General features: G+C 64.4%; 21 protein-coding genes. 1 reads left to right on the top strand and 20 read right to left on the bottom strand.

Annotated features, from left to right (window positions below):
* Window positions 1–132 precede the first annotated feature (132 nt).
* Window positions 133–1,548: a peptidoglycan L,D-endopeptidase MepK gene (gene mepK / locus V5F68_RS16720; RefSeq protein WP_394014151.1), complete on the top strand. Its 1,416-nt coding sequence runs from the start codon at window positions 133–135 to the stop codon at window positions 1,546–1,548.
* Window positions 1,549–1,567: 19 nt separating this feature from the next.
* On the opposite strand, the gene V5F68_RS16715 is transcribed toward mepK, so the two are convergent.
* The 20 genes from V5F68_RS16715 to cofE form a co-directional block, all read right to left on the bottom strand.
* A complete protein-coding gene (locus V5F68_RS16715) occupies window positions 1,568–2,302 on the bottom strand; it encodes a GntR family transcriptional regulator (RefSeq protein WP_394100464.1) in 735 nt (244 codons plus the stop codon).
* Between the two features lie 16 nt (window positions 2,303–2,318).
* Window positions 2,319–4,445, bottom strand: a complete 2,127-nt coding sequence (locus tag V5F68_RS16710; protein ID WP_394014149.1) for an acetate--CoA ligase family protein — start codon at window positions 4,443–4,445, stop codon at window positions 2,319–2,321.
* Complete coding sequence (locus tag V5F68_RS16705; protein WP_394014148.1) at window positions 4,445–5,230, bottom strand: enoyl-CoA hydratase/isomerase family protein; 786 nt, start codon at window positions 5,228–5,230, stop codon at window positions 4,445–4,447. Before V5F68_RS16705 ends, V5F68_RS16710 begins: the two co-directional genes overlap by 1 nt.
* Before the next feature lie 26 nt (window positions 5,231–5,256).
* On the bottom strand, window positions 5,257–6,048 hold the full coding sequence (locus tag V5F68_RS16700) for an ABC transporter permease (RefSeq protein ID WP_394014147.1): 792 nt from the start codon (window positions 6,046–6,048) through the stop codon (window positions 5,257–5,259).
* A gap of 21 nt (window positions 6,049–6,069) precedes the next feature.
* Window positions 6,070–6,843: an ABC transporter ATP-binding protein gene (locus V5F68_RS16695; protein WP_394014146.1), complete on the bottom strand. Its 774-nt coding sequence runs from the start codon at window positions 6,841–6,843 to the stop codon at window positions 6,070–6,072.
* Window positions 6,840–7,901, bottom strand: coding sequence for an ABC transporter substrate-binding protein (locus tag V5F68_RS16690; protein WP_394014145.1), 1,062 nt, complete (start codon window positions 7,899–7,901; stop codon window positions 6,840–6,842). The genes V5F68_RS16695 and V5F68_RS16690 overlap by 4 nt, the downstream gene beginning before the upstream one ends.
* A 359-nt stretch (window positions 7,902–8,260) precedes the next feature.
* Complete coding sequence (locus V5F68_RS16685) at window positions 8,261–8,977, bottom strand: ABC transporter ATP-binding protein (protein ID WP_394014144.1); 717 nt, start codon at window positions 8,975–8,977, stop codon at window positions 8,261–8,263.
* Entirely contained in the window at window positions 8,970–9,761 is a 792-nt protein-coding gene (locus V5F68_RS16680; protein ID WP_394014143.1) for an ABC transporter ATP-binding protein, read from the bottom strand. The genes V5F68_RS16685 and V5F68_RS16680 overlap by 8 nt, the downstream gene beginning before the upstream one ends.
* Window positions 9,758–10,786, bottom strand: a complete 1,029-nt coding sequence (locus V5F68_RS16675; protein ID WP_394014142.1) for a branched-chain amino acid ABC transporter permease — start codon at window positions 10,784–10,786, stop codon at window positions 9,758–9,760. Before V5F68_RS16675 ends, V5F68_RS16680 begins: the two co-directional genes overlap by 4 nt.
* Window positions 10,783–11,655 (bottom strand): branched-chain amino acid ABC transporter permease, encoded by an 873-nt coding sequence (locus V5F68_RS16670; protein WP_394014141.1) that lies wholly within the window; start codon window positions 11,653–11,655, stop codon window positions 10,783–10,785. The genes V5F68_RS16675 and V5F68_RS16670 overlap by 4 nt, the downstream gene beginning before the upstream one ends.
* Before the next feature lie 368 nt (window positions 11,656–12,023).
* Window positions 12,024–13,238 (bottom strand): diaminopropionate ammonia-lyase, encoded by a 1,215-nt coding sequence (locus V5F68_RS16665; RefSeq protein ID WP_394014140.1) that lies wholly within the window; start codon window positions 13,236–13,238, stop codon window positions 12,024–12,026.
* A 279-nt stretch (window positions 13,239–13,517) separates the two neighbouring features.
* The gene (locus V5F68_RS16660) at window positions 13,518–14,792 is read right to left on the bottom strand and encodes an ArgE/DapE family deacylase (protein WP_394014139.1); all 1,275 of its coding nucleotides are present in this window, start codon (window positions 14,790–14,792) and stop codon (window positions 13,518–13,520) included.
* A gap of 98 nt (window positions 14,793–14,890) precedes the next feature.
* Window positions 14,891–15,847: an LLM class flavin-dependent oxidoreductase gene (locus V5F68_RS16655; RefSeq protein WP_394014138.1), complete on the bottom strand. Its 957-nt coding sequence runs from the start codon at window positions 15,845–15,847 to the stop codon at window positions 14,891–14,893.
* A 22-nt stretch (window positions 15,848–15,869) separates the two neighbouring features.
* Complete coding sequence (locus V5F68_RS16650) at window positions 15,870–16,640, bottom strand: CoA-transferase subunit beta (RefSeq protein WP_394014137.1); 771 nt, start codon at window positions 16,638–16,640, stop codon at window positions 15,870–15,872.
* Window positions 16,633–17,598, bottom strand: coding sequence for a CoA transferase subunit A (locus tag V5F68_RS16645; protein ID WP_394014136.1), 966 nt, complete (start codon window positions 17,596–17,598; stop codon window positions 16,633–16,635). The genes V5F68_RS16650 and V5F68_RS16645 overlap by 8 nt, the downstream gene beginning before the upstream one ends.
* A 36-nt stretch (window positions 17,599–17,634) precedes the next feature.
* On the bottom strand, window positions 17,635–19,134 hold the full coding sequence (locus tag V5F68_RS16640; RefSeq protein ID WP_394014135.1) for a pyridoxal-phosphate dependent enzyme: 1,500 nt from the start codon (window positions 19,132–19,134) through the stop codon (window positions 17,635–17,637).
* A gap of 130 nt (window positions 19,135–19,264) precedes the next feature.
* Window positions 19,265–21,670 (bottom strand): 5-amino-6-(D-ribitylamino)uracil--L-tyrosine 4-hydroxyphenyl transferase CofH, encoded by a 2,406-nt coding sequence (gene cofH, locus V5F68_RS16635; RefSeq protein ID WP_394014134.1) that lies wholly within the window; start codon window positions 21,668–21,670, stop codon window positions 19,265–19,267.
* Complete coding sequence (gene cofC, locus V5F68_RS16630) at window positions 21,667–22,374, bottom strand: 2-phospho-L-lactate guanylyltransferase (protein ID WP_394014133.1); 708 nt, start codon at window positions 22,372–22,374, stop codon at window positions 21,667–21,669. Before cofC ends, cofH begins: the two co-directional genes overlap by 4 nt.
* Window positions 22,371–23,381 (bottom strand): 2-phospho-L-lactate transferase, encoded by a 1,011-nt coding sequence (cofD, locus tag V5F68_RS16625; RefSeq protein WP_394014132.1) that lies wholly within the window; start codon window positions 23,379–23,381, stop codon window positions 22,371–22,373. The genes cofC and cofD overlap by 4 nt, the downstream gene beginning before the upstream one ends.
* Window positions 23,378–24,145 carry a coenzyme F420-0:L-glutamate ligase gene (gene cofE, locus V5F68_RS16620; protein WP_394014131.1) on the bottom strand — a complete coding sequence of 256 codons (768 nt, stop codon included), beginning with the start codon at window positions 24,143–24,145 and terminating at the stop codon, window positions 23,378–23,380. The genes cofD and cofE overlap by 4 nt, the downstream gene beginning before the upstream one ends.
* Window positions 24,146–24,147: the final 2 nt, after the last annotated feature.

Genomic DNA, 24,147 nt, shown 5'->3' with positions numbered 1-24,147 from the left:
TCTGTTGAGCTTCGCGCCGCGCGACCAACCGGTTGCGCGACTGAGATGAATCTGAGCCTCGGGTTCGAGCCTTTGCAAAAAACATCCCGTTCCGTATCGCAGATCGTTTCCCGCGCCTTCAGGGTGAAGGGGATGCGTACTCTCGCGATCGCCGTCGCCATCGTCGCCGGCGGCGCCACGTCTCTGCAGAATGCCGTCGCCAATGGCGACACCCGCACCCTCTACATCGAGAACATGCATACGGGCGAAAAGGGCGCGTTCACCTTCAAGAAGGAAGGCCGCTACGATCCCGAGGTGCTCAAGAAGCTGAACTGGCTCCTGCGCGACTGGCGCAAGGAAGAGCCCATCGACATGGACCCCCAGCTGTTCGACCTGATCTGGGAGGTCTATCGCGACGTGGATGCCAAGGAGAGCATCCATGTGGTGTGCGGCTATCGCTCGCCGGCCACCAACGCCATGCTCCGCGCCCGCAGCAAGGGCGTCGCCGAGCAGAGCCAGCATACCCGCGGCAAGGCGATGGATTTCTACATTCCCGGCGTGAACCTCGCCGATCTGCGCGCCGCCGGCCTACGGCTGCAACGCGGCGGGGTCGGTTTCTATCCCACCTCCGGTTCGCCGTTCGTGCACATGGATACCGGCGGCGTGCGCATGTGGCCGCGCATGACCCACGACCAGCTTGTGAAGGTATTCCCGGACGGGAAGACCGTGCATATCCCCGCCGATGGCAAGCCGCTTGCCAATTACAATGCGGCGGTGGCCGAGCTTGAGGCGCGCGGGGGCAAGGCCGCGACGGTGGTTGCCTCAGACGACAGCGGCAAGGGAATCAAGAATTTCTTCTCCTCGCTGTTCGGCAAGAAGGGCGGCGACGACGACGAGGGCGCGGACGAGGCGCCGGCCCGCACCAGGGTCGCCACCGCGAAGACTTCGCCGGTCAACGACACCGAAACCGCCTCCACCGGCACGCCGGCGGCGCCCACGAGCCGTGCCACGTTCGCGGCGGCCCCCATTCCCGCCGCTCGCCCGGCGGAAATCGCCGCCGCTCTTGCCACCGCGCAGCAGACCGCCCAGGCGACGATGGCGCCCTTGCCGCTCAAGCGGCCAAACGCCCCCGCCCAGCCCGCTCCGGTGCAGACCGCAGCGCTTGGCCCGGTGCCGCTGCCTGCCGTCATCACCCGCGGCACCGAGGCGCCGCCGCCGCCGGCACTCGGTTACGCGCCGGCCAACGACCCGATGGCGGGAATGCCGCAGAATCTTGTGATGTCGGCTGGGCCTCAGCCCAAGCTGCGGGAAAAGACGAGGGCGGCGGAAATTCCGTTCGGCCGCATGTTCCTGGCGCCGAGCCTGACCGCCGAACCTTATCTGCGCGCCCCCGAAATGCGGGTCTTCACGGCCTTCCTGACCGCGCCACGCGAAGTGGTGGCCATGGGCTTCTCCTATGATGCGACCGGCGGTCTCTCGACCCAGCGCTTTTCCGGGCCCGCCATCGCATCGCTTCCCACTTATATGTTCGCGTCCGCAAACGTGCGGCTGACCCAGCGCATTCCCTAAGGACGCGGGCTCGCGGCACCTAGCCGGCGCGGGAGCGCCGGCGGGCGGGCTCGGCCTTGTCCTTGGACGGGCTGGCAGCCTCGGTTTCCGACTCGGGAGCGCCGGCCGGCAGATTGCGGAACTTCGCGGTGCGTAGAATATGGGTGCGCATCACATGGGCGGCGCGCTCCGCATCCCGCGATTCCAGCGCGGCCAGCAATTCACGGATTTCGCCGAGCGCGCTGGTCGGGCGCGGTGAGCCGACGCTGGTGCGCTGGATCCAATGCACCTTGTCCAGCAGATTCACGAGGATGCCTTGAATCAGGTGATTGCCGGCGGCGCTGTAGATGGCGCGGTGGGTTTGCAGATCGAGCGCGAAATATTCTTCGACTCGTCCCTCCGCAATCTCCGTACCGAACGCCTCGAACGCACGCCGCAGCTTGGAAACCTCCTCGGAGGACATACGCTCCGCCGCAAGGCCGGCGACCGCCGGCTCCAGGATCAGGCGCAGCTCGAACACCTCGTTCATCTCGGCGTCGGTGAGGCCCTTCACATAGGTGCCGCTCTGCGGTGACACCGCAATCCACCCCTCGCCCTGAAGGCGGGCGAGGGCGGTTCTGATGGGCGAGCGTCCGACGCCCAGTTCCGCCGCCAGCCGCACTTCACTCAGTTTTTCGCCTGGCGCGAACCGGCGGTCCATGATGCGCGACTTGATCTCACGATAAGATGCCGCGGCCCGTCCAATATCTGTTGTGGCGAGGTTGCTTTCGATCATAGGACGCATGGAGCTTTCAATCGGAGCGAGCGGATTTTGGTATAATCACGCAATCGAGTGCACTGCAACCCGAGCCCACGGCGAATACAGCAAGCGGATTGATCTCAACCTCGGAAATTTCCCCCGAGAAATCGGCGAGAAAAGTCGAAAGCGCACTGATGATCTGCGCGACCGCCATTTTGTCTGCCGGTTGCTTGCCACGCCATCCGTCGAGCAGGCGCGAGACTTGGGTGGTGCAAAGGGCATCCAGAGCCTGCTCCGGCGTGACGGGGGCGAGACGCACCGCAACATCCTTGTAGAGTTCCACCTCGACGCCCCCCGCGCCCATCACGATGAGGGGGCCAAAATCGGGATCGGTGCGCCCGCCGATGAACAATTCGGCGATGGGGGAGGCCTGTTCCTGGACCAGCAGGCCGAGCACGGCCCCGGTGTTCACGGCAGCCGCCGCCTCCAGCATGCGCTCCGCTGCGCGACGAACATCCTCGGGCGTCTTCAGCCCCACCTTCACCAGCCCGGCATCGGACTTGTGGACGAGATTTTCCACCAGGCCTTTCAGCACCACGGGATAGCCGAGCGCCTGCGCGGCTTCGACCGCCGCATCGGCGGTGGTGACCTGCATTTCGCGCGGGCCGGCGATGCCATAGGCCGCCAGCACGTCCTTCGCCTCGCGCTCGGTGGCAAGGCGGTTCCCCGGAACCTCCTTCATCCGCGCCCGCGCCTCAGCAGCGTGGGTGGAAACCCCCTCGGCGCGAACCGGCGTCTGCGTCACGGCCCAGCGGCCATAACGCGAGAGCGCCATCATCCCGGCACGGGTGCCGCGCAGATAGGGCACGCCGAGCGCTTTTGCGGCGGCGTTCAATTCCACATGCGGCTGATCGGAGAGATTGGACAGCGCGACCAGCGGCTTGCCGCTGTCCTGCGCACCCGCCGCCACGGATTTCAGCAGCGCCGAATAGCGCGCCGCCTGCTGCGCGCCGAGCCCGAAGGGTGCATCCTGCAACAGCACTAGAAGGCCCACGTCCTCCTGGCTGGTGATCGCTCGCGCACAACCGCGCGCCACCTGGGGGTCGTAGAGCCCGGCCCAGGTCAGATCGAGCGGATTACCGATATGGGCATAGTCCGGCAGCAGGCGGGTCAGTTCCTCCGCCGTGGACGGGGTGATGGGGGCAAATTCAAAGCCCACCTCTTCCGCCATGTCGAGCGCCAGCGCGATCTCTCCGCCGGACAGCGAAAGTGCTGCCGCCTTGCGCCCTGTCGGCAGCTGCGCGAGCTGAGAGACCAGCAAGGCGGTCTCGATCAGTTCGTCGAGCGAGAACACCTGGATCGCGCCGGCATCCGCGAGCGCGGCATCGCAGGCTTCGACGCTGCCGGCGACCGCGCCAGTATGCGCCTTCACTGCTTCCTGCCCCTTGGCGGAGCGGCCGCTCTTCAGCACGATGACCGGCTTGCCCTTCGCCCGCGCGCGCCGCAGCGCCGCGATGAAATGCTGGGGCTTCTTGATCTGCTCGGCGAACACCACGATGGTCGTCACCGCCGGATCCTCGAGGAACGCCTCGATATAATCCGCTGCGGTGGTCACGGCCTCGTTGCCGGAGGTCACCACATAGCTGAAGCCGAGGCCGCGCGCGGAATTCAGCAGCGCGATGCCCACCGAGCCGCTCTGCAGCACCGCCGCGATGCCGCCGCGCGCGATCTGGTCCGGCAGCGAGGTGCCGAACAGTGCGGTCTTACCCGCGAAATTCAGCAGGCCCAGGCAATTGGGCCCGCAGACCGCAAGGTCGTGCTCGTGCGCGATCCGCACCAATTCCGCCTGCGCGGCCACGCCCTCCGGGCCGGTTTCGCCGAACCCGCTGGAGAGGATGACCAGGGCACCCGCGCCCTTGGCCACCGCCTCGCTGGCGACACCGGCCACCGCCTCGGCACCCACCGCTACGAACACCGCATCCAAGGTGCCCGGGATCTCGGCGAGGCTGGCATAGGCTTTCTGGCCCAGCAATTCGGCCCGGCGGGGGTTCACCAGATGGACCTGCCCTTCAAATCCCACATGCTGAAGAGCATTCCAGGCGTTCAGCCCCGGCCCCACCTTGTCGGACGCACCGACGATGGCGATGGAGCGCGGCCGCAGCAGACTCTCGATACCCATCAAATCCTCGCAAAAACCGGCTCGCGCTTTTCGGTGAAAGCCTTGGGGCCTTCATGAGCGTCCGGATGGGAGAACACCTGCTGGCAGATCTCCTCCTCGAACTGCGCCATGGCGCTCCAGCCCTCGCGCATGTTGAAGGCGATCGCCTCGCGGGTGGCGCGGATGGCGTTGGGAGACGCCTTGGATATGCGCCGCGCGATGGAGGTGGCTTCTTCCATCAGCTTTTCACGCGGCACCACCTTGGTGATGAGCCCGAGTTCCTGCGCGGTCTTGGCGTCGAAATTCTCGCCGATCAGCAGGATGTCGAGCGCGCGGTTGCGCCCGACCAGGCGCGGCAGGCGGGTGAGGCCCATGCCCCAGCTCGGCACCATGCCGATATAGGCATCGCCAGCGCGGAAGATGGCGTTGTCCGCCGCGATGCGAATGTCGCACACCCAGCCGATGGCCGTGCCGCCGCCGATGCAGTAGCCGTGGATGGCGCTGACCACGGGCACGAAATAGCTTTCCAGCCGGTTCAGCGTGCGACGGCCGAGCTCGCGAAAGGCCTTGGCCGCTTCCGGGCCGCCGAAATCGCGTTCCTGCCGCAGGTCGCCGCCGGCGCTGAAGGCTTTTTCGCCCGTGCCGGTGAGGATGACGCACCGCGCCTCGCCTTCGGATTCCACCATATCAAGGGCGGCAATCAGGGCTTCCAGCACGGCGGAGGAGAGCGCGTTGACTGGGGGATTGTTGAGGGTCAGCGTCACGACATGGCCGTCGCGCGCGATCTTCACGAGGGGATCGCTCATGGACTTTCTCCAATCTTATTTTCTATTCAGTGGTCGTTGGCCAAGCCCTTGGGCTTGCCCCAGAAAACCAGGCGCACGTGGAAGAAGCGCACCATGGCGTGCAGCGCGATGCCGAGTATGGCGAGCACCACCAGCACCGCGAACATGCCGGACACGTCCATGTTGTAGTTCAGCTGCATCAGCAGATTGCCGAGACCGCGATCGGCGCCGATGAACTCTCCCACCAGCGCGCCGGTGATGGAAAAGACGATGGCGACGTTCAGCCCGGCGAAGATGAAGGGCAGCGAATTGGGGAACACCACCATGTGGAATTCCTGCCAGCGCGAGGCCACCAGTGACCGCATCAGGTCGATCTTCTCAGCTTCGATGGTGGAGAAACCGATGATCGCATTGATGAGCACGGGGAAGAACGAAATGATGGCTGCGATGGCGATCTTGGATTCGATCCCGATGCCCACCCACACCACGATGAGCGGCGCCAGCGCCACTTTCGGAAGGGCCTGGAAGCCGACGAGATAGGGCATCAGTGCACGCTCGATCAGTTCCGAGCGGGTGACCAGGAACGCACAGGCCACCGCCGCCATCGAACCGATGAGAAAGCCTGCGAGAGCCTCGAACAGAGTGACAAGGGTGGCCCCCACCAGCAGCCCGCGATCGAAGATGATCCAGAGCGCGCGTAGCACGGACGAGGGCGGCGGAATGAGCAGCGCCGACACGCCGAACAAGCGGGGCAGCGCCTCCCACAGGCCGAAGATGATGATGCCGGCGACCAGCGGTGGGCCGTACCGGTGCATGAGCTGCTTGAGACGCGAATTCATTGCGTTTGCTTTCCGATGCGCTCAATGCGGGTCCGAGGCGAAGTATTCGCGTAGCTTGTCGGCAAGCTCCACGAACACCGGATCGACGCGGGTGCGGCTGGTGCGGGGACGGGGCAAGGGCACGTCCACCACGTCGATGATCGAGCCCGGCCGGGGGGAGAACACCGCCACCTTGTCGGAGAGGAGAAGGGCCTCCTCGATGGAATGGGTGACCAGCACCACCGTCTTCGCGCTCGCCTGCCAGATGCGCAGCAGTTCGAGATTCATGGATTCTCGCGTCAGCGCGTCGAGAGCGCCGAAGGGTTCGTCCATCAACAGCACGTCGGGATCGTGCATGAGCGACCGGGCGATCGCGGCACGCTGGCGCATGCCGCCGGACAATTCGTCCGGATAGCGGTCCATGAACTTCTCAAGGCCGACGAGCTGGAGGAGGTCCTTTGCCCGCGTCTCGGCTTCCTTGCGGTTCAGCTTCAACACTTCCGCGGGCACCAGCACGTTCTTGAGGATCGTTCGCCAGGGCAGCAGGACCGGGGTCTGGAACACCAGGCCGGTGTCGCGGCGCGGGCCGGTGATGGTGGTGCCGCGAATGGCCAAGGTGCCGGAAGAGGCCTTCTCCAGCCCCGCGATCATGCGGAGCAAGGTGCTTTTCCCGCAGCCCGAGGGGCCGATGATGCATACGAACTGCTTGTCGTCGATGTCCAGCGAGGTTTCCCGCAAGGCTTCGATCTGCTCGTTGGAACGCGACCGGAAGGTTTTGCTGACCTTCCGGATCGCGATTGCGGCCTGCCCGCTCATTTGTAGTCCTTCGCCTGGGCGATGATCGCCTTCTTGTCGAACGCGTTGTAATATTCGACGAACTTATTGGTGTAATAAGTGCTCACGTCCGGCTTAGACTTGATGAGGCCCGCGTTGTAGAAGAAGTCTTCTGTCTGGACCCACTCCTCGCGGGTGAAGGCGCCGAAGCGGGGATCCGCGCGGCCGTCGATCTTGTACTTGGCGAGGCGCGCTTCGAGGATATGGATCGCCTCCTTCAGCGCCTGCTCTTCGGGAATATTGGTGGGCTTGGAGGCGGGATACTTCTGCCAGTGGATGCGCACCGCCGCTTCCGGATTGGCGAGCGTGAACTGGGTGCCCATGGCGATGCCACGACCCATCTTCTCGGTCACGGAAGGATTGGCGTTCACATAATCCTCGTTGCCGAGCAGCATCAGGCTGAGCAGCTTGGAGGTTTCCGGCGTTTCGAAATGGCGGAAGGCGAGACCGTAATTCTCAAGCTGGGCGTAGCTCCAGTCCCACAAAGCAAGCGCGTCGACGCGGTTGGCCTTGATTGCGGCGGCGGCCTGGGCGCCGAGGCCGATGGGCAGCCACTTCACGTCCTTCTCAGGATCGAAGCCGATTGAGCGGAGCATTGCCTTCGCCACAGGAACCGCGCCGCTTGACAGGCTGACCACGCCGATGGTCTTGTCCTTTAAGTCTTTCAGCTGGGTGATGCCGCTGTCTTTCAGAACCGCGATCGTATAGATCGGCTCGCGCACATGATTATAGACCGCGATGATCTTTGCGCCGTCTTGCCGGCCGAAGAGCAAGGCTTCGGGGCTCGCCATGGTGAATTCGGCGGTGCCGGCGATCACCAATTGAGCGGCGGCGGTGGACCCGCTGAAGGGGGAAACCTCCACGTCCAGTCCCTGCGACTTCCAGAAGCCCAGCGTCTCGGGTACCGAGGAATGCGGGGCCTCGGCCACCGTCGGGCTGGGCGAGGTGAGCAGATAGCGCACCTTGGTCTGAGCGGAGGCGGGCAGACAGGAGGCGACGAGCAAAAGGCCCGCAGCAAGACGTGCGTGAAGCGAAGACATTGATGCTACCTCTGGATGCGTTCTTCGACGCTGGTTTAGACTAGAAAACTAGTCATCTAGATTTGTGTCAAGGCGCTTTTTTCATCTTGCCTGCAAGTTTCTCAGGCGGGACCCGCGCCGTGGCCCTCAGAGTGCGGATTTTTCCCGCCGCAGGAGGCTCTGCCGGCGTGCGCAGTCCGGCCTTCGATAGGGTTCAACGAATTGAGAAATAAAGATTTTTATGATCAAAACGAAAAGAGGGGGCGACTGACGTCGCCCCCTCTTCGAAACTGTCACAGCCGATGGTAAAGGTTTGGCGCGGTGCTCCTGCCCGCATTTTCATCGGGGCGCCGGACCACCCCGGGGATGGGCGCGCCTGTTTAATGCGACAAGCCCCCGCCCAGATAGGCCTCATGGACATGCGGATCCTCGATCAATGCTTTGCCGGTGCCCTCCAGCGCCATGGTGCCGGTCTCCAGCAGATACGCATAGTCGCACATTTCGAGCGCGGCATAGGCGTTCTGTTCCACCATCAGCACCGTGGTGCCAGAGGCGCGAATGGTCTGGATGATCTCGAACACCTGCTCCACGATGTTGGGTGCGAGCCCGAGCGAGGGTTCGTCGAACAAAATCAGCTTCGGTCGCGACATCATTGCCCGGCCGATGGCCAGCATCTGCTGCTCGCCGCCGGAGAGTGTGCCGGCGATCTGCCGCCGGCGCTCGGCAAGGCGCGGAAATTGCTCGAAAATATGCGCCATATCGGCCGCGATGGCCTTGCTGTCGGAGCGCAGGAAGCAGCCCATCTCCAGATTTTCGGCAACGCTCATCTGGCCGAACACTCGCCGGCCCTCGGGACAATGGGCGATGCCCTTGGCGAGAATCCGCGCCGGGGAGGAGCGTGTGATATCCTCGCCATCGAACAGGATCTGCCCCCCCGCCGCGGGCACGAGGCCGGAAATCGAGCGCAGGGTGGTGCTCTTGCCCGCGCCATTGGCGCCTACCAGGGCGACCATCTGACCGCGCTCGACCTTCAGCGAGATGCCCTTGAGGGCCGTGACCTTGCCATAGCGGCAGACGAGGTTGCGGATCTCAAGCATGCTTCACCCCTTGGCCGAGATAGGCCCGGATCACTTCGGGATCGCTCTGGATCTTGCTCGGCGGACCCTCCGCGATAATACGCCCGTGGTTGAGCACAACGATCCGGTCGGAAATGCCCATCACCATGGGCATGTCGTGCTCCACCAGCAGGATTGTCACGCCACGCGCGCGGATCTTCTGGAGGATCTTGATGAAGTTGGCGGTTTCCGTGGCGTTCATGCCGGAGACCGGTTCGTCCAGCAGCAAGGCGGACGGGTTTGCCGCCAATGCCAGGGCGACGCCCAGCAGCCGCTGGTCGCCATAAGGCAGGCTGCCGCCCAGTTCGTTCGCCTGATGATCGATCCCCACGACGCGCAGGATCTCCCAGGCTTCCTCGCGCAGTTTCTCCTCCTCGCGCTTCTCTTTCGGCAGGCCCAGCAAGGTCCCGAAGAGGGTCGCGCGATTGCGCCGGTGCAGACCGATCAGGGCATTCTCGAACACCGTGTTCTTGTCGAACACGCTGGTGCGCTGAAAGGTGCGCACCAAGCCGAGATTGGTCACCTGGTGCGGCTTGAGGCCGTTGAGCGAGGTGCCGCGAAAGGTGACCTGCCCCTTGGTCGGCCGCAGAAAGCCGGTGATCACGTTAAAGGCGGTGGTCTTGCCCGCCCCGTTGGGGCCGATGAGGCTGACCAGTTCCCCTTCCCTGACGTCGAAATTCATGTCGGCGATTGCGACGAGCCCGCCGAAATGCACTGCCACATGTTCGATCGAGAGAGCGATCTTGGCTTTCGTGAAGGCGTTCATGCCTGCTCTCCCTTCTCGGTCAGGGTGAGGGACGCGGGGGCTGACGGCGGCCGGGAGAACCAGCGCTCGATCGCCGGAACGATGCCCTGCGGCAGGATGAACACGATCAGGATCATCAGCACGCCATAGAGGATCCACTGCACCTCCGGCCCCACATATTCACGCAGCAGGACCGGCGCGATGCCGAAGATGAGGCCGCCGACCAGCGGCCCGGCCAGAGTGCCCTTGCCGCCCGTGATCACCATGATGACCATGGTCACCGTATTGAGGAACATGAAGATCATAGGATCGATGATCTGAAGGTAATGGGCATAGAGCCCGCCCGCCGCGCCCGCCATGGCAGCCGAGATGATGGCGGCGAGCACGAGATAGCGCGTCACGTCGATGCCCACCGACATGGCGAGGGATTCATTCTCGCGCAGGGCGATCATGGCGCGCCCATAGGGCGAGTTCACGATGCGCTTGATGATGATGTAGCCCAGCGCGATGAAAAACAGCACCACGTAATAGTTTTGCCATTTCGCCCAGAGCGTGACGTAGCCGGTAAGATCCGAGCCGAGGGTCAGCGGCGGGATGCCGGGCAGGGCCAGCGGGCCATTGGTGAGTTCCACCCAATTGAGGGCGACAAGGCGCGTCACCTCGGCGAAGCTCACCGTGACGATCACGAAATAGGCGCCGCGCACACGGAACGACAACCGTCCGATGATGTAGCCGCACAGGCCCGCGACAATTGTGCCGAGCAGCAAGCCGACCACGGCGGGCCATTGCCCATGCACGAACGTATGGCCGAACAGCGTGACCTCAAAGCCCAGCGTCGTGAGGGCGCTGACATAGGCGCCGATGCCGAAAAAGGCGACGTGGCCGAGGCTCAGCTGCCCAGTGTAACCGAGCAGCAGGTTAAGGCTGAGTGCCGCGAGGATGAAGATGCCGGACACCACCAGCGTATGCAGGAAATACTGGTCCTTCAGCCAAAGCGGAACGCAGCCGAAGAAGAGAATGACGAGATAAGGAAGAAGGCGTCTCATCCGATACGCTCCACGCGCGCGAACAGGCCGGTGGGCCGGAACAGAAGAACCAGGATGATGATGATGAAACCCATGGCGTCGCGGTATCCGGACGAGATGTAGCCGGCGCCCAATTCCTCGACGAACGCGAGGATGAACCCGCCGATGGTCGCGCCCGAAATGCTGCCCAGCCCGCCAAGAATGACGATGGCAAAGGCTTTCAGCGAGGCGAGGTCGCCCATGGTGGGCGTTACCACGAACACCGGGCCGAGAAGCGCGCCCGCCGCCGCGGCGAGGCTCGATCCAAGGGCGAAGGTCATGGTGTACACGAGGTTGATGTTCACGCCCATCAGGGCCGCCGTGCTGCTATCTTGGAAGGTGGCACGCATGGCCTTGCCGAGCTTGGTGCGGTTGATGAGGGCGTAGGTTGCCGCGATCAGCGCCAAAGCAAGGCCCAGCACCAGCAGGCGCAGCCAGGAGAGCGAGACCGGGCCGATCACTAGCGGTTCGGTGGGAAGCGGCGAGGGAACGGATTTTGCGACACTGCCCCAAGTGAGCGTCTCGACATTCTGCAGCACGATCCAGGCGCCGATCATCAGCAGCATGGTCGTATCGATGTCGGCGTTGCGTTTCGGCCGCAGCAGGATCAGCTCGATAAGCGCGCCGAGCACCAACCCGGCGAAGATCGCGAAGCCGATGGCCAGGAAGAAGTTCAGGCCCAGCATGCCTGCCACGAAATACATCATGTAAGCACCGAGCGCGTAGAGTTCACCGTGGGTGAAGTTCACCACGCGCATGATGCCGAAGATCAGCGTCAGCCCGATGCCCAGCAGGGCATAGGTGCCGCCCATGATGAGGGCATTGGCAATATGTTGCAGCAACTGGTCCATGACCGCTCCTACTGGGGGCTTCGCCGCATGTCGCGTTGCGCGCGCAGGAAGACGCACGACGCGGGCGAAACCCATTGAACGGGAGAAGCTGAGGGAGGAGGAGGACCGACCTGCCGTCAATTTCCCACTGAAGGTATCCGGCATCCTTGACTGTGAAACAGCGGCGCCGGTTATTGATTTTTACTTTCTTCGCAGAATGTGTGCGACCAAATCACGCCCCGGGCGGCGGCAGATCCACACAGAAAACTTCGAAGAAAGCTCGTTTTTCGTACCGTCCCGTACGGGGATACTAAAACGTATTATTATTAGCACAATAATACGAGTGGCCGCGCGGATTTCAAGTCCCGCAGCGGCATGGACACCGAATTCTACGCGGAAGCCTTCGCAGCGTCAGGCCTGCGGAGAATCTCCGCAGGGGAGGCGCCGACGATGGCGGCGTAGCGGCCCGCATCGGTGGCCCCCTCGGTGTTGATCACGAACACCCGAGAGCTATCGTCGATACCGAGCGTATCACGCAGGCGCTCGCTTTTCGCCACCTTGACCAGCCCGGCGAGACCCGCCCCGCCGCTTTCACCCGAGACGATCGCCGGGTCGCCGGGCAGCGGCCGCGCGAGGCGGCGCATCATGTCCTCCGCATCGGCCTCGTCCACGGTCATGAAGGCATCGGCGGTACGCGACAGAATGCGCCATGCCACCAGCGAGGGTTCGTAGCATTCCAGCATCGCCATGATGGTGGGTTCGCCCGCTTCGATTTTGACGGACTGCCCGGCCTTGGCGCTTTCGAACAGGCAGGCCGCGCGGGCCGGCTCTACGACGATGAAGCGCGGACGCGCCTCTCCGTAGATCACAGCGAGATGTCCGGCCACTGCCGCTGCGAGGCCGCCGACACCGGCCTGCATAAACACATGGGTCGGCTTTTCAGGCATAGCGGCGACCGCCTCGCGAATCATCGCGGTATAGCCCTGCATGACGAGGCCGGGAATGCGCTCGTAGCCCCGCCAGGAGGTATCGGAGACGACGATCCAGCCCTCGGCAGCACATTTGCGCGCGGCTTCCTCCACCGCGTCGTCATAGGTGCCGGGCACGTGGATCATGCGCGCGCCGAAGCGGGCGATGGCTTCCACACGGTCGGCACTGACACCGGAATGCACGAAGATGGCGGCTGTCGCGCCCACCAATTGCGCCCCGGCGGCGACCGAGCGGCCGTGGTTGCCGTCCGTGGCGCAGCCCACCGTCATGGTCTGAGCGATCGCGCGGATCTCCGGGGTGAGCAGTTCGGAAATGTCCACGGAGCGGCCAAGACGGCGGCCCGCTTCTTCCAGCACCAGCCGGATCACGGCATAGGAACCGCCGAGCGCCTTGAAGCTGCCGAGCCCGAGGCGTGTGCTTTCATCCTTCACGGCGATGGAGGCGATTTTCAGTTCGCGAGCAAGCGCCGGCAGAAAGTGGAGCGGGGTTGGCACATGTTCCGGCCGGTGGCCGAGGAAACGCTCAACCTCATCCGCCGCCGCCAGGGACAGGCATTCGGCGTCCTGTGGGTCCAGCGGACGGTCGTGATCGGGATGTGCATTGGGAATAAGCATGCCGCGTCCTTGTGCTCTTTATGCAACGTTAGTGTGCCGAAAGAGGACGCGGGGCTCTAAATCAGGGTCTCAAATGCAATTCTGTTGCGTTTGTCGCTGGGGAAGATGCGTTTTGTCTTAAGCAGAAGAAGTGTGGTTCGATTGGGCAGAACGGCCCCTCACGCATCAGCTCCCCGGCAAGCCAAAGAAGGAGCGGCAGAGGCGCGGAGCTGCGCATATAGAAAAACGGCCGGCTCTTCGAACCGGCGACCAAACGTCGCAATGCGTGAAGCCTTGGCCTCACTTCTTCTCTACGCCGCACCAGTCGTAGATGCTCAGCGCCATGACCTTGATGGCCGTGATGTAATCCTCGATCGACACATATTCGTCGTTCGAGTGCATGACGGCGGTAGAGCCGGGTCCAAAGATCACGGTGGGCGTGTCGGCATAGAGGTTTAGGAAGCGGGTATCCGCCGCGCCCTGGCGACCGGAAATGATCGGCTGGTGGCCGGAAATCTCCGTGTAGGTCTTGCTGACGATGTCCACGATCGGGTGGTCGCGGGGAATTTCGGAGGCCTGCGCGTCATAGCCCACGAAACGCACGACCGGGGGATGATCCTTCATCCAGGGATCGCGGGCAGCATGCTCGGCGATCTTCTTTTCCAGGCTGCGCTTCACGCCCTCGTGGTCCTCGCCCGGCACCGTGCCGATGGAGCCCTTGAGCAGGCAGGTGGCCGGGAAAGCGCTCGGATAATTTCCGGCCTGGAAGCTGCCGATGATGCAGGGCAGGGAATCCAGCGCATTGGGATAGAGCGGATGGGTGACCGTGGCCACGCGCTCGTCTTCCAGTTCCTGCACCGCGGCGGCGATCTTGTTGCCGAGCGTGATGCCGGAAATGCCCTTGTAGCGCTGCTGGATGCCGGCGGGCTTGCCGTTGATGTCGATCTCGAACCAGATGCGGCCGATGCAGGCCGGCTGCACGTGCAGGTCGCTGGTCTCGCCGGAAATGCCGGCGTCCGCCTTATAGCCGCGGATCACGGTGTCGAGCGTGCCGTGGCCGCTGACCTCCTCGTCGATCACGACGTTGATGTAGACGTCGCCCTTGGGCTGCAGGCCGAGTTCCTTCATGAACTCCACCGCCATGATGTGGCTGGCGACACCGCTCTTCATGTCCGCCGAACCGCGCCCATAGATGCGGCCGTCTCTGATGAGGCCGGACCAGGGATTGTCGGTCCAGCCTTCGCCGTTGCCGACCGGGATCACATCGGTGTGGCCGTTCAGCAGCAGCGAGCGCCCGCCGCCGGCGCCCTTGAAGGTGGCGACGATGTTCGGGCGGTTCTCATAGCCGCGGTCGACGGGGCGATAACCGGGGTGCTTCTTCAGCTCTTCCCAATCGGTTTCCCACATATCGACATCGAGGCCGATGTTGGTCATGTATTCGTTGAGGAAATTCTGGATTGCGGCTTCATCGCCGGTCACGCTCGGGATGGTGATCATCTTCTGCAAGAAGGCGATCGCCTTGTCGCGATTGGCGTCGATTGTGTCCAGAAGGGCCTGACGGTTCGGGTCGCTCATTGCACTGTCTCCGGAAAGTCTTGTTGCGCCGGCTCGCGGCGGTGTCCAGATGCAAAAGAAAATGCCCCCGGGAGGACCCGGGGGCTTGAGGCGCCGCCTCAGAGGGCCTTGAGGCGGGGAATGATTTCCTTGGCGATCACCTCGACCTGATCGGGGCGATACTTGTAGGGAACGAAGATGATCTTCTGCACGCCGGCGTCGATCTGCTCCTGGAGCTGGGCGACGCATTCATCGACGTTGCCCATGATGGCGCTCTCGCGGGTGCAGTCGCTATAGGCCGGGAAGTCCCATTCCTTGTTCAGCCAGTCCATCATCTCGTCCTGCACGGCGGCCTTGGAGTCACCCACCATGATGGGCAGCTGGGAGGCATTGAGCAGGGTGTCGGGATCCTTGCCGCCTTCTTCAGCGAAGTTGCGCAGCTTGACCCAGGACTTCTTGAAGTCCTCGGGACGGTAGAAATAGGTCAGCCAGCCATCGCCGACGGTTGCGGCACGCTGCAGGACCTTGTCCACATAGCCGCCGATGAGGATCGGCATGCGCGGCTGCTGATAGGGCTTAGGATACATAACCGCGGCGGAGATCTTGTGGAACATGTACTCGCCGTCCACCTTATCCTCAGTGAACAGGCGGTTCAGGATCTCCAGATTTTCATCCATGATCTTGCCGCGCTTCTCGAACGGGATGCCCATGGCATCGAATTCGCGCTTGTACCAGCCGGAGGCCATGCCCATGACCATGCGGCCCTTGGAGAGCTGGTCCATGCTGGACAGCTGCTTGGCGAGCGCCACCGCATTGCGCAGCGGCAGAACCAGAATGCCCGTTCCCAGCTTGATGCGCGTGGTGCGCGCGGCGATGGCGGTCAGCACGGTCAGGGAGTCAATGATGGGGAAGTTCGGCTCGACGCCGAGCAGCATGTGATCCCACACCCAGATGGAATCATAGCCGAGCTCTTCGCACTTCACGCCGTATTCGACGAGGCCGGGCGCATCCGGCATTTCCGGATAGGCGGTGAAATTCCGCGAGGCGATCCCGAAGGTCTTGGACAGGATGGTCATTCTTGTTCCTCCATTGGCCTTTTCAGGCAGTGAACAGGCGCTCGGGATCGAGCATCCGCAGGGTGGACAATTCGTGCTCGGTGGGCGGTTCGGTGACTGCGCTCTGGGCGTCGAACACCAGGTCGAACCCGGTGTTGTCCTGCACCTCCTCGCGGGTGACCCCCGGATTGAGGGCAAGCACCTTCATGCGCCGCTCGGCATCGTCGAAACCGAACACCGCAAGCTCGGTGATGACGCGGAACATGCCGCCCGCCGGCAGGCCGCTTTCGGCGCGCGAGGTGCCACCGCGGATGAAGCCGGGGCTCGTGATGAAGTCCACATGCTCCACGAACCGCCGCTTCTCGTGCTTCATGGCGACGATCATGTTGGTCAGGCTGGAGATGTCGTTGCCGCCGCCGGTGCCCGGCAGCCGCGTCTTGGGGTGCTCCGGATCGCCGATGAAGGACGAGTTCAGATTGCCGAACTGGTCGATCTGCGCGCCGCCCATGAAGCCGATGTCCACATAGCCGCGCTGCAAAAGCAGCAGCACATCGGTGGAGCCGAGCACCATGTTGGCGCGCTTGGTGCAGCGCTGGTCGTTGGTGGAGGGCGGCAGCTTGCCGGGCTCGACGAACGCGCCGACCACGCCGCCCTCGAACAGGATGGTCAAGCCGGGGCAGCGCAGCCGCTGGGCCAGCGTGGCCGCCAGCAGCGGAATGCCGACGCCGGCGAACACCACCTGCCCGTCCTTGAGTTGGCGGGCGCTGAGGATGGCGAGGATCTCGGTCGCCGTGTAGCGGTGCGCCTCAGTCATTGTAGATGCTCCGTCCGCGCTGGCTGGCTTCCAGGATTTCCTCAAGGCCGATGAGCGAGAGGTATTCGTTCCAGGAGGCGGGGCCGTAGACGTATTTTTCCAGGTACTCGCGCATGCCCTCGACGGGCGCCTTGTTTACCTGCGCCACATAAGCGGCCATGTGCTTCATCATGGGCTCGTAAAGGCCGAAGCATTCGTGCGGAGCGGAGCCGTACGGCACTTCCACCACCGCATCTACGCAGAAGAAGGGGATCTTGGTCTGGTCGGGCGCCCGGCGGATCTGGTCGTTGGAGACGATGCGCTCCGTAGTCAGGATCACCCGCTTCGCCGCCATGGCGAGGTCGATGTCCATGAATTGCAGGCCGTCCATCTGCGCGTTGCCATAGGCGTCGCAGCGCTGGACATGGATCAGCGCCACGTCCGGATTGAGCGCCGGAACCAGCAGCAGCTTTTCGCCGGTGAAGGGGCAGTCGATTTCCTTCGCCTCGGGGCGAATGCGCAGCACGTCCGACCCGAGCATGGAGCGGATCGGCAGGAAGGGCACGCCCATGCCGCCGGCGCGGAAGCGCATGCCGACCGCCATGTGGCTCCATTCCTCATAGGTCGCGCCGCCGGTCTCGACATGGTGGCGCATCACCTTGGAGAGACCCCACAGGATGCCCTGAGCGAACCAGCTGGTGATGATGTGGTCGCAGATGCCCGAGCCGAACAACAAATCGCCATCGGTCGAAATGATGCTGCGCGAGCAGGTGAGGCCCTTCTTGCGGGCGCGCATGAGCTGCCAGATCATCGCCATCGGCGTGCGCGACATGGTCGACCCGCCGATGCCCACGCTCGCACCATCCGGCACGAAGGAGGCGGCCTCTTCGAGCGTCACGACCTTCTCGCGCAGGCTCTTGTCCCGCTGCGAGAGATCTTCACGCAATTGCGCATAGGGCGTCACGCCTGATGCCGTCAAAATCGTCTCCTCTGGTCTAAAGGAAGCTTTTGCTTTTTAGGAGGCGTTTACTTCCGCGTTGAACTCTTCGATCAGTCGGTCGTAGACCGGAAGCTGGGCGGCAAGCCCATCCCAGAACGATTGGTGCTTGCGGCGCTCGAAATCCTCGAAGGCGATCCCCTGCTGCTCCACCCAGGTGTAGTAGCCGAGGTTGAAGATGCGCCGGCGGTCGCTCTCGCTCAGTTCCAGCATGTCGGCTGTAGAGGCCGCCTCGATGGCGAATGTGTAGGTTTCGGCCGCGTCCACCGTGTCGAAGCTGCCGCCGTAATGCTTGGCGAGATAGGACGAGCGTTCGGTCTCATAGAGGCCGGCCCCGTCGGTGGCGATGGTCACCACCACGTCGTCCGCGCCATAGCGCATGTATTTGGCGAGCTTGATGGAGGCGACGATATTGGCCATGCCGGAAATGCCGATATTGTCGAAGGCAGCGATCAGCGCGGGGTCGATCTTCTTGCGGTCGGCCAGATAGGCGCGGCCGACATCGGTGCCGAACAGCAGGTTGAGCCGGTCGCTGGCGCGGTCCGATACGGCGACCACAAAGTCCGTGTTCATCACATTGTGGATGAGCGGGATATGCTTGTCGCCGATGCCCTGGATATTGTGCTCGCCATAGCCGTTCTCGAGCATCGTCGGGCATTCCAGCGCTTCCACTGCCGCAATGCGCGTGCCGTAGATGGCTTTCAGATGATCGCCCGCGGCGATGGTGCCCGCGGAGCCGGTCGCGGAGACGAAGGCGGCGAGACGGCTCCCCGGCGCGCCGGCCTTCAGGCTCTCGAACACGCTCGCACATGCCGCACCGGTGGCGGCGCGGTGCACCATATAGTTCGAATAGGCCGAGAACTGGTTCAGGATGACGTTGCTTTCATCCTTCTGCATTTCATTGCAGGCGTCGTAGATTTCCTTGACGTTGCTTTCCGTGCCCGGCGTGCGAACGATATGGGCCGGGCTGGAAACCCATTTTTCCAGCCAGTCGAAGCGCTCCTGGCTCATGCCCGCTGGCAGCACGGCAACGCCGGCGCAGCCGATGATGCGCGAGACGGCGATGCCGCCCCGGCAATAATTGCCGGTGGACGGCCACACGGCCTTGTGGTGGGAGAGATCGAACGCGCCGGTGACGAGTTGCGTCACCAGGCCCGCATAGGCGGGCAACACCTTGTGCGCGCCGATCAGCGGGAAGCGTGCACCCAGCAGCACCACGATCGGGGCGGCGACGCCGGTGAGGGCGCTCGGCAGCACGATGTGGTCAGGAACCGGCACCGTCCCGCGGCCGTCGGCGGCGTTGTTCCAATGAATGCGCCACAGATTGGCGCCGTCCGGCGCATTGCGGTCCACATCAGCCAGGGCGACGGTCCGCGCGGCGGGAATGGTCGAGGGATCGGCCAGTTGACCGAAAGTCGGCAGGCTCAGACCCGCGTCCCGCATGTGCCGGATCGCAGCCTGCCGCTGCTCAGCATTGACGATGCCCGGAGCCGATCCGGGTACGTGCGCTGCACTCATCTCAGAAAAACTCCCCCGCCGAAACGGATCTGGCGACCTAAGGTCATATTATCATACTATTATTAGTACAATACGCTTGGGGAATGGCAAATCCTTTTTGCTCCAAAATCGGCGTCTCTTCGCAGTTTTCTTAGCTGTGAGCGGCCATCTGCAATGCGGTGGGGGCATTCACGTTGCGCGCGCGCTCGCCCAGTAATGCCGGAGCGTCATCATACAGCGTGGTGCGCATGCGCGGCGCGCGTCCGGCGGAGCGGATGATCATCTCCATCGAACGGGGCGTCATCTCCTGCCCGTGGCTCGCCCCGGCGGAACGGGAGATGGTTTCGTCCATGAGCGTGCCGCCGAGATCGTTGACGCCAGCCGAAAGGGCGAGCTTCACGCCCTCGGGCCCGAGCTTCACCCAGGAGGCCTGAATATTGGTGATGTGCGGATGGAGTGCGAGCCGGGCCACCGCGTGCATCAGGATCGTCTCGCGTAGGGTCGGCCCCTTGCGGGATCGCCCCTTCAGGTAGATTGGTGCTTCCATGTGCACGAACGGGAGCGGCACGAACTCGGTGAAGCCGCCGGTCTCCACCTGCAGGTCGCGCACCCGGATGAGATGCCGCGCCCAGTGCTCGTAGCGCTCGATGTGGCCATACATGATGGTGGCGGTTGAGCGCAGGCCGAGCGAATGCGCCGCGCGCATCACGTCGAGCCATTCCTGGGTGTTGATCTTGTCGGCGCACAGATGGGCGCGCACTTCGTCATCAAGGATTTCCGCCGCCGTGCCAGGCAAGGTGGAAAGCCCCGCCTCCTTCAGCGCCGCCAGGAAATCGGGAATGCTGACGCCCAGCGTCTTGGCGCCCTGGCTCACCTCAAGGGGTGAGAAGGCGTGCATGTGCATCTGCGGCACCGCGTCCTTCACCACCTTGCAGAGGTCGAGATATTTCTGGCCCGTGTAGGAGGGGTGGATGCCGCCTTGCATGCAGACTTCGGTCGCGCCGCGTGCCCAGGCCTCGCGCACCCGGTCCGCTACTTCCTCCATTTCAAGGTCGTAGGGGCGGCCGCGCAGATTCTCGCTCAGCTTGCCCTTGGAGAAGGCACAGAATTGGCATTTGAAATAGCAGATGTTGGTGTAGTTGATGTTGCGCGTGACGACGTAGCTCACCGTATCGCCGTTCACCGCGCGGCGCAGTTCGTCGGCGGCCCGGCACACGGCGGTGAATTCCTCGTCCCGGGCCCGGAACAGGCGCACGATCTCGGTTTCCTCGATCGCGATGCCGGCAACAGCCCGGTCAAGAATGCGCGTGAGCACGCTGTCGGTGCTGGCTGGGGCGGAGGGCCTCAGCAGCGCACCTTCTTTGGCCGGCAGGCGGTCAGTGGAGCCAGGGCACCAGTCGTCGGCGCGCGGCCATCCCTCGCCGTCGATGATGTCGAGCAGCTTGGTGCGCAGCCCCTCGTCCACCCAGCGACGGGAATGGGCGGCAAAAGCCGGATAGATGGCAAGCCGCTCCGTCAGAATCTTGCCGGCGGCCTTGGTGGCGGATTCGAGCACCCGCAGATGCGGCCACGGGGCTTCCGGATTCACATGGTCCGGCGTGACGGGAGAGACACCGCCCCAGTCGTTGATGCCCGCCGCCACCAGCTTGTTGAGCGCGCCGGGGCTGAGGTTGGGCGGCGCTTGGATGTTCATCTCCGGCTCGAACAACAGGCGGGTGATGGCGATGGTCCACAGGTGCTCGTCGAGCGAGGGCGCCTCGGCCTTGGCCATACGGGTGCCCGGCTTGGGGCGGAAATTCTGGACGATGATTTCCTGGATATGCCCGTAGGTGTCGTTGAGATCGCGCAGGGCCAGCAAGGATTCGATGCGCTCGGCGCGGGTCTCGCCGATGCCGATCAGGATGCCGCTGGTGAAGGGCACGCCCTGTTCGCCGGCGATGCGCATGGTTTCCAGACGCGCGGCTGGGATCTTGTCGGGCGAGCCGTGGTGCGCCGCGCCTTTTGCCATGAGGCGCTCGGAGGTGCTCTCCAGCATGATGCCTTGGGAGATGGACACCCGCCGCAGCGCCGCCACGTCCTCGGCGGTCAGCAGGCCGGGGTTCACATGGGGCAGCAGCCCGGTTTCGCGGAACACCAGCTCGGCCATCTCTGCGAGATAGGAGAGCGTGGTTGGGTGGCCGAGCTCGGCCAGCGCGTCGCGCGCGAACTGATAGCGCAGCTCCGGCTTGTCGCCGAGCGTGAACAGGGCTTCCTTGCAGCCTGCCTTCTGGCCGGCGCGGGCGATGGCCAGCACCTCCTCGCGGGAGAGAAAGGCGCGCTCGCCCTTTCGCGGCGCATGGGCGAAGGTGCAGTAATGGCAGACGTCGCGGCACAATTGGGTGAGCGGAATGAACACCTTGCGCGAATAGGAAACGAATTGCCCGTGAGCCGCATCGCGCCGCTGCGCCGCCGCTTCAAGCAAAGGCGCGAGATCGTTCATATCCACCAGGGCAAACGCCTGCTCGGGCGAAAGGCGGGCGCCGGTGGGGAGATCAGCGAGGAGGGAGGGGGCGATCATAGGGGCAACGGCTCCTCAAGCGGCGAGGGCAAGGTCTGAGCCGCGCCGGTGCGGGCTCGCAAATGAAACGGCGCGAGGGCGTCGGGCAGGGCCGCAAGATCCTCGCTCACATCGATGTCGCGCCCGAGGCCGGGCAGTTGCAGCACGCGTGGCTCGATGCCTGCGGCCAGCGCACTTTCCACGTGGCGGGCAAAGCTGCAGGGACCGAAGCTCGGGGCCATGAGCGCCGGCGGGCAAGCCGCGAGCAGATTGGTGCCGCCGTCTCGGGTCGCTGGAACGAGCACGACGGAAGATCCCTCAAGCGCGTCGATCACCTCTTCCACTTCCGCTCGCGTGACGCCTGGGACGTCGCCTGGCACGACGATGGCGCCGCCCTTGCCGGCCCGGTGGAGCGCGGCCATGCCGGCGCGCACGGCGGAGTTGGTCCCGGCTTCCACCGCGTCGGGCAGCACCTGGGCGCCGAACGCACGGCCGAGCGCCATGGCCTCCGGATCACTGGTGACAATGAGAATGCCGGCGATGCCCCGGCAGCCCGCCAGCACGCCGAGTACTTGATGCAACATGGCCTTGGCGAGCGCGGCACGCTCGCCCTGCGAAAGCCGGGGCGCAAGGCGGCGTTTGGCGAGGGCGAAGCGCTTCACCGGAATGAGCGCCCACAGATCGCGGGGGATGCGAAAATCGCCTGCGGGAACATGGCTGTTCATGGACGCACCGCCTCCCTGTCCGCATGAATGACCCCGCCTGCCGCCGCGAGCGCATCGGCGAAGCGCAACACGTCCTGTGCCAAGCGGAGGCTGTCATCGGCCGTTTTCATGAGTGTCGGCACCGCCGAAACCGGGGCGGGAATGCGGGCGCGCTCGTCGGCGTCGGCGGCGTCGATCACGATGCCGTCGATCAGCGTGCCGTAATGGGCGGCGATGGCGGCCGAGGTGGCGGGTACGTTCAGTTCCGCCATGATCTTGGCGGTCGGCCCCTTGATCGCTTGGCCGGAAATGATGGGGGAGACCGCGACGATGGGGGCGCGCACTGCGGCAACCGCCGCTCGCAGCCGGGGAATGGCAAGAATGGGATCGATGCTGAGATACGGATTGGACGGGCAGATCACGACCGCCCGCAGATCCGGTGCAGCGAGCGCAGCAAGCACGTCAGCGGTGGGCTGCGCCGCCCCAGTGCCGTCAAAAGCGAAACCGGTCACGGCAGGCGCGCATCGGCGCTCCACGAAATAGCGCTGGAATGGCAGAGTGCCCTCATCGGTGTGCACCAGGGTGCGCACGGGGGCATCGCTCATGGGCAGGAGCCGCGCCCTCACCCCAAGACGGGTGCGCAGCGATTCGGTGATCTGGGTGAGACTCTCGCCGAGCTTCAGGCGCCGTGTGCGCTCCACGTGGAGCGCAAGGTCGCGGTCGCCAAGCTGAAACCAGGTTTCCCCGCCCAGTTCTCCCAGCGCGGCCATGAAATTCCACGTCTCGTCCGCCCGACCCCAGCCGCGCACCTCGTCGCTGAGCCCGCTCAGCTTGTAGAGCACGCTGTCGAGATCGGGGGAGATGGCGAGCCCGAGATGCTCGAAATCATCGCCCGTATTGACGACGAGTGACACCGCCGCGCCGAATTCCTGCTCTAGGCCGAGCGCGAGCTTGGCACCGCCCACGCCACCGCAGAGCGCGACGATGGGGCCGGAGCGGGAGCGGAGCGGAGAAAGCGGAGCGTTCATCGGAACATATCGCGTTCGCGGGGGCGGATGAGGGCGGCGGCGGGCCGTTCCGGCGCAGCGCGCCGATATCCGCGCACCAGCACGGCCGGCAGGCCCTCGTCGCCCTGGCCCATGAGCAGGGAGGCGGCGGAGGCGAGTTCGTCCGCCACGGCGATTTCCGTCACGCGCATCGCGCGGCCGAACAGATCCGGTGCGCCGACCATGTCCACCAGGGAGGGCACGCCCGCTGCGCCGATCGCGACGCCGACGACGCCGTTGCGCCAGGGCCGGCCGAAACTGTCGTTGATGACAATGCCGACAGAGGCGCCGAAGCGGGCGTCGAGGCGGGATTTCAATTCTGCCGCAGAGCGGTCCGGTTCGCGCGGGAGCAACAGCACGCGCGCGCCGGCCTCATGGTCGATGTTGGATTCGTCCACACCGGCATTGGCCATGACGAAGCCCAGCTTGTGGGCGACCACAAGCACATGGGGACCCTCCCGGACGATCTCGGACGATTCGCCGAGCACCGCTTCCACATGACGCGGGTCCTTGCGCAGGCGCGCGGCGATCTCGATTGCCGCAGGAGAGGGCGTCACGTCGGCGAATGCGAGATAACGCCCTTCCGCCTTGGAGACGATCTTCTGCGCCACCACCAGAACGTCGCCGTCCTGCAGGCCCAGCCCGCTCTCTTCCAGTGCCGCGCCGAGCAGGCCGGCGAGGTCGTCGCCGGGCTCCACCAGGGGAATCCCAGGCAAGGCGTGGAGGGAGAGGGCGGGCGCGGCCATGG

This window comes from Roseixanthobacter pseudopolyaromaticivorans (genome assembly GCF_043195145.2).
GTDB lineage: Bacteria > Pseudomonadota > Alphaproteobacteria > Rhizobiales > Xanthobacteraceae > NCEH01.
The sequence above is the reverse complement of the archived record's forward strand: the minus strand, read 5'-3'. Positions and strand labels throughout refer to the sequence as shown.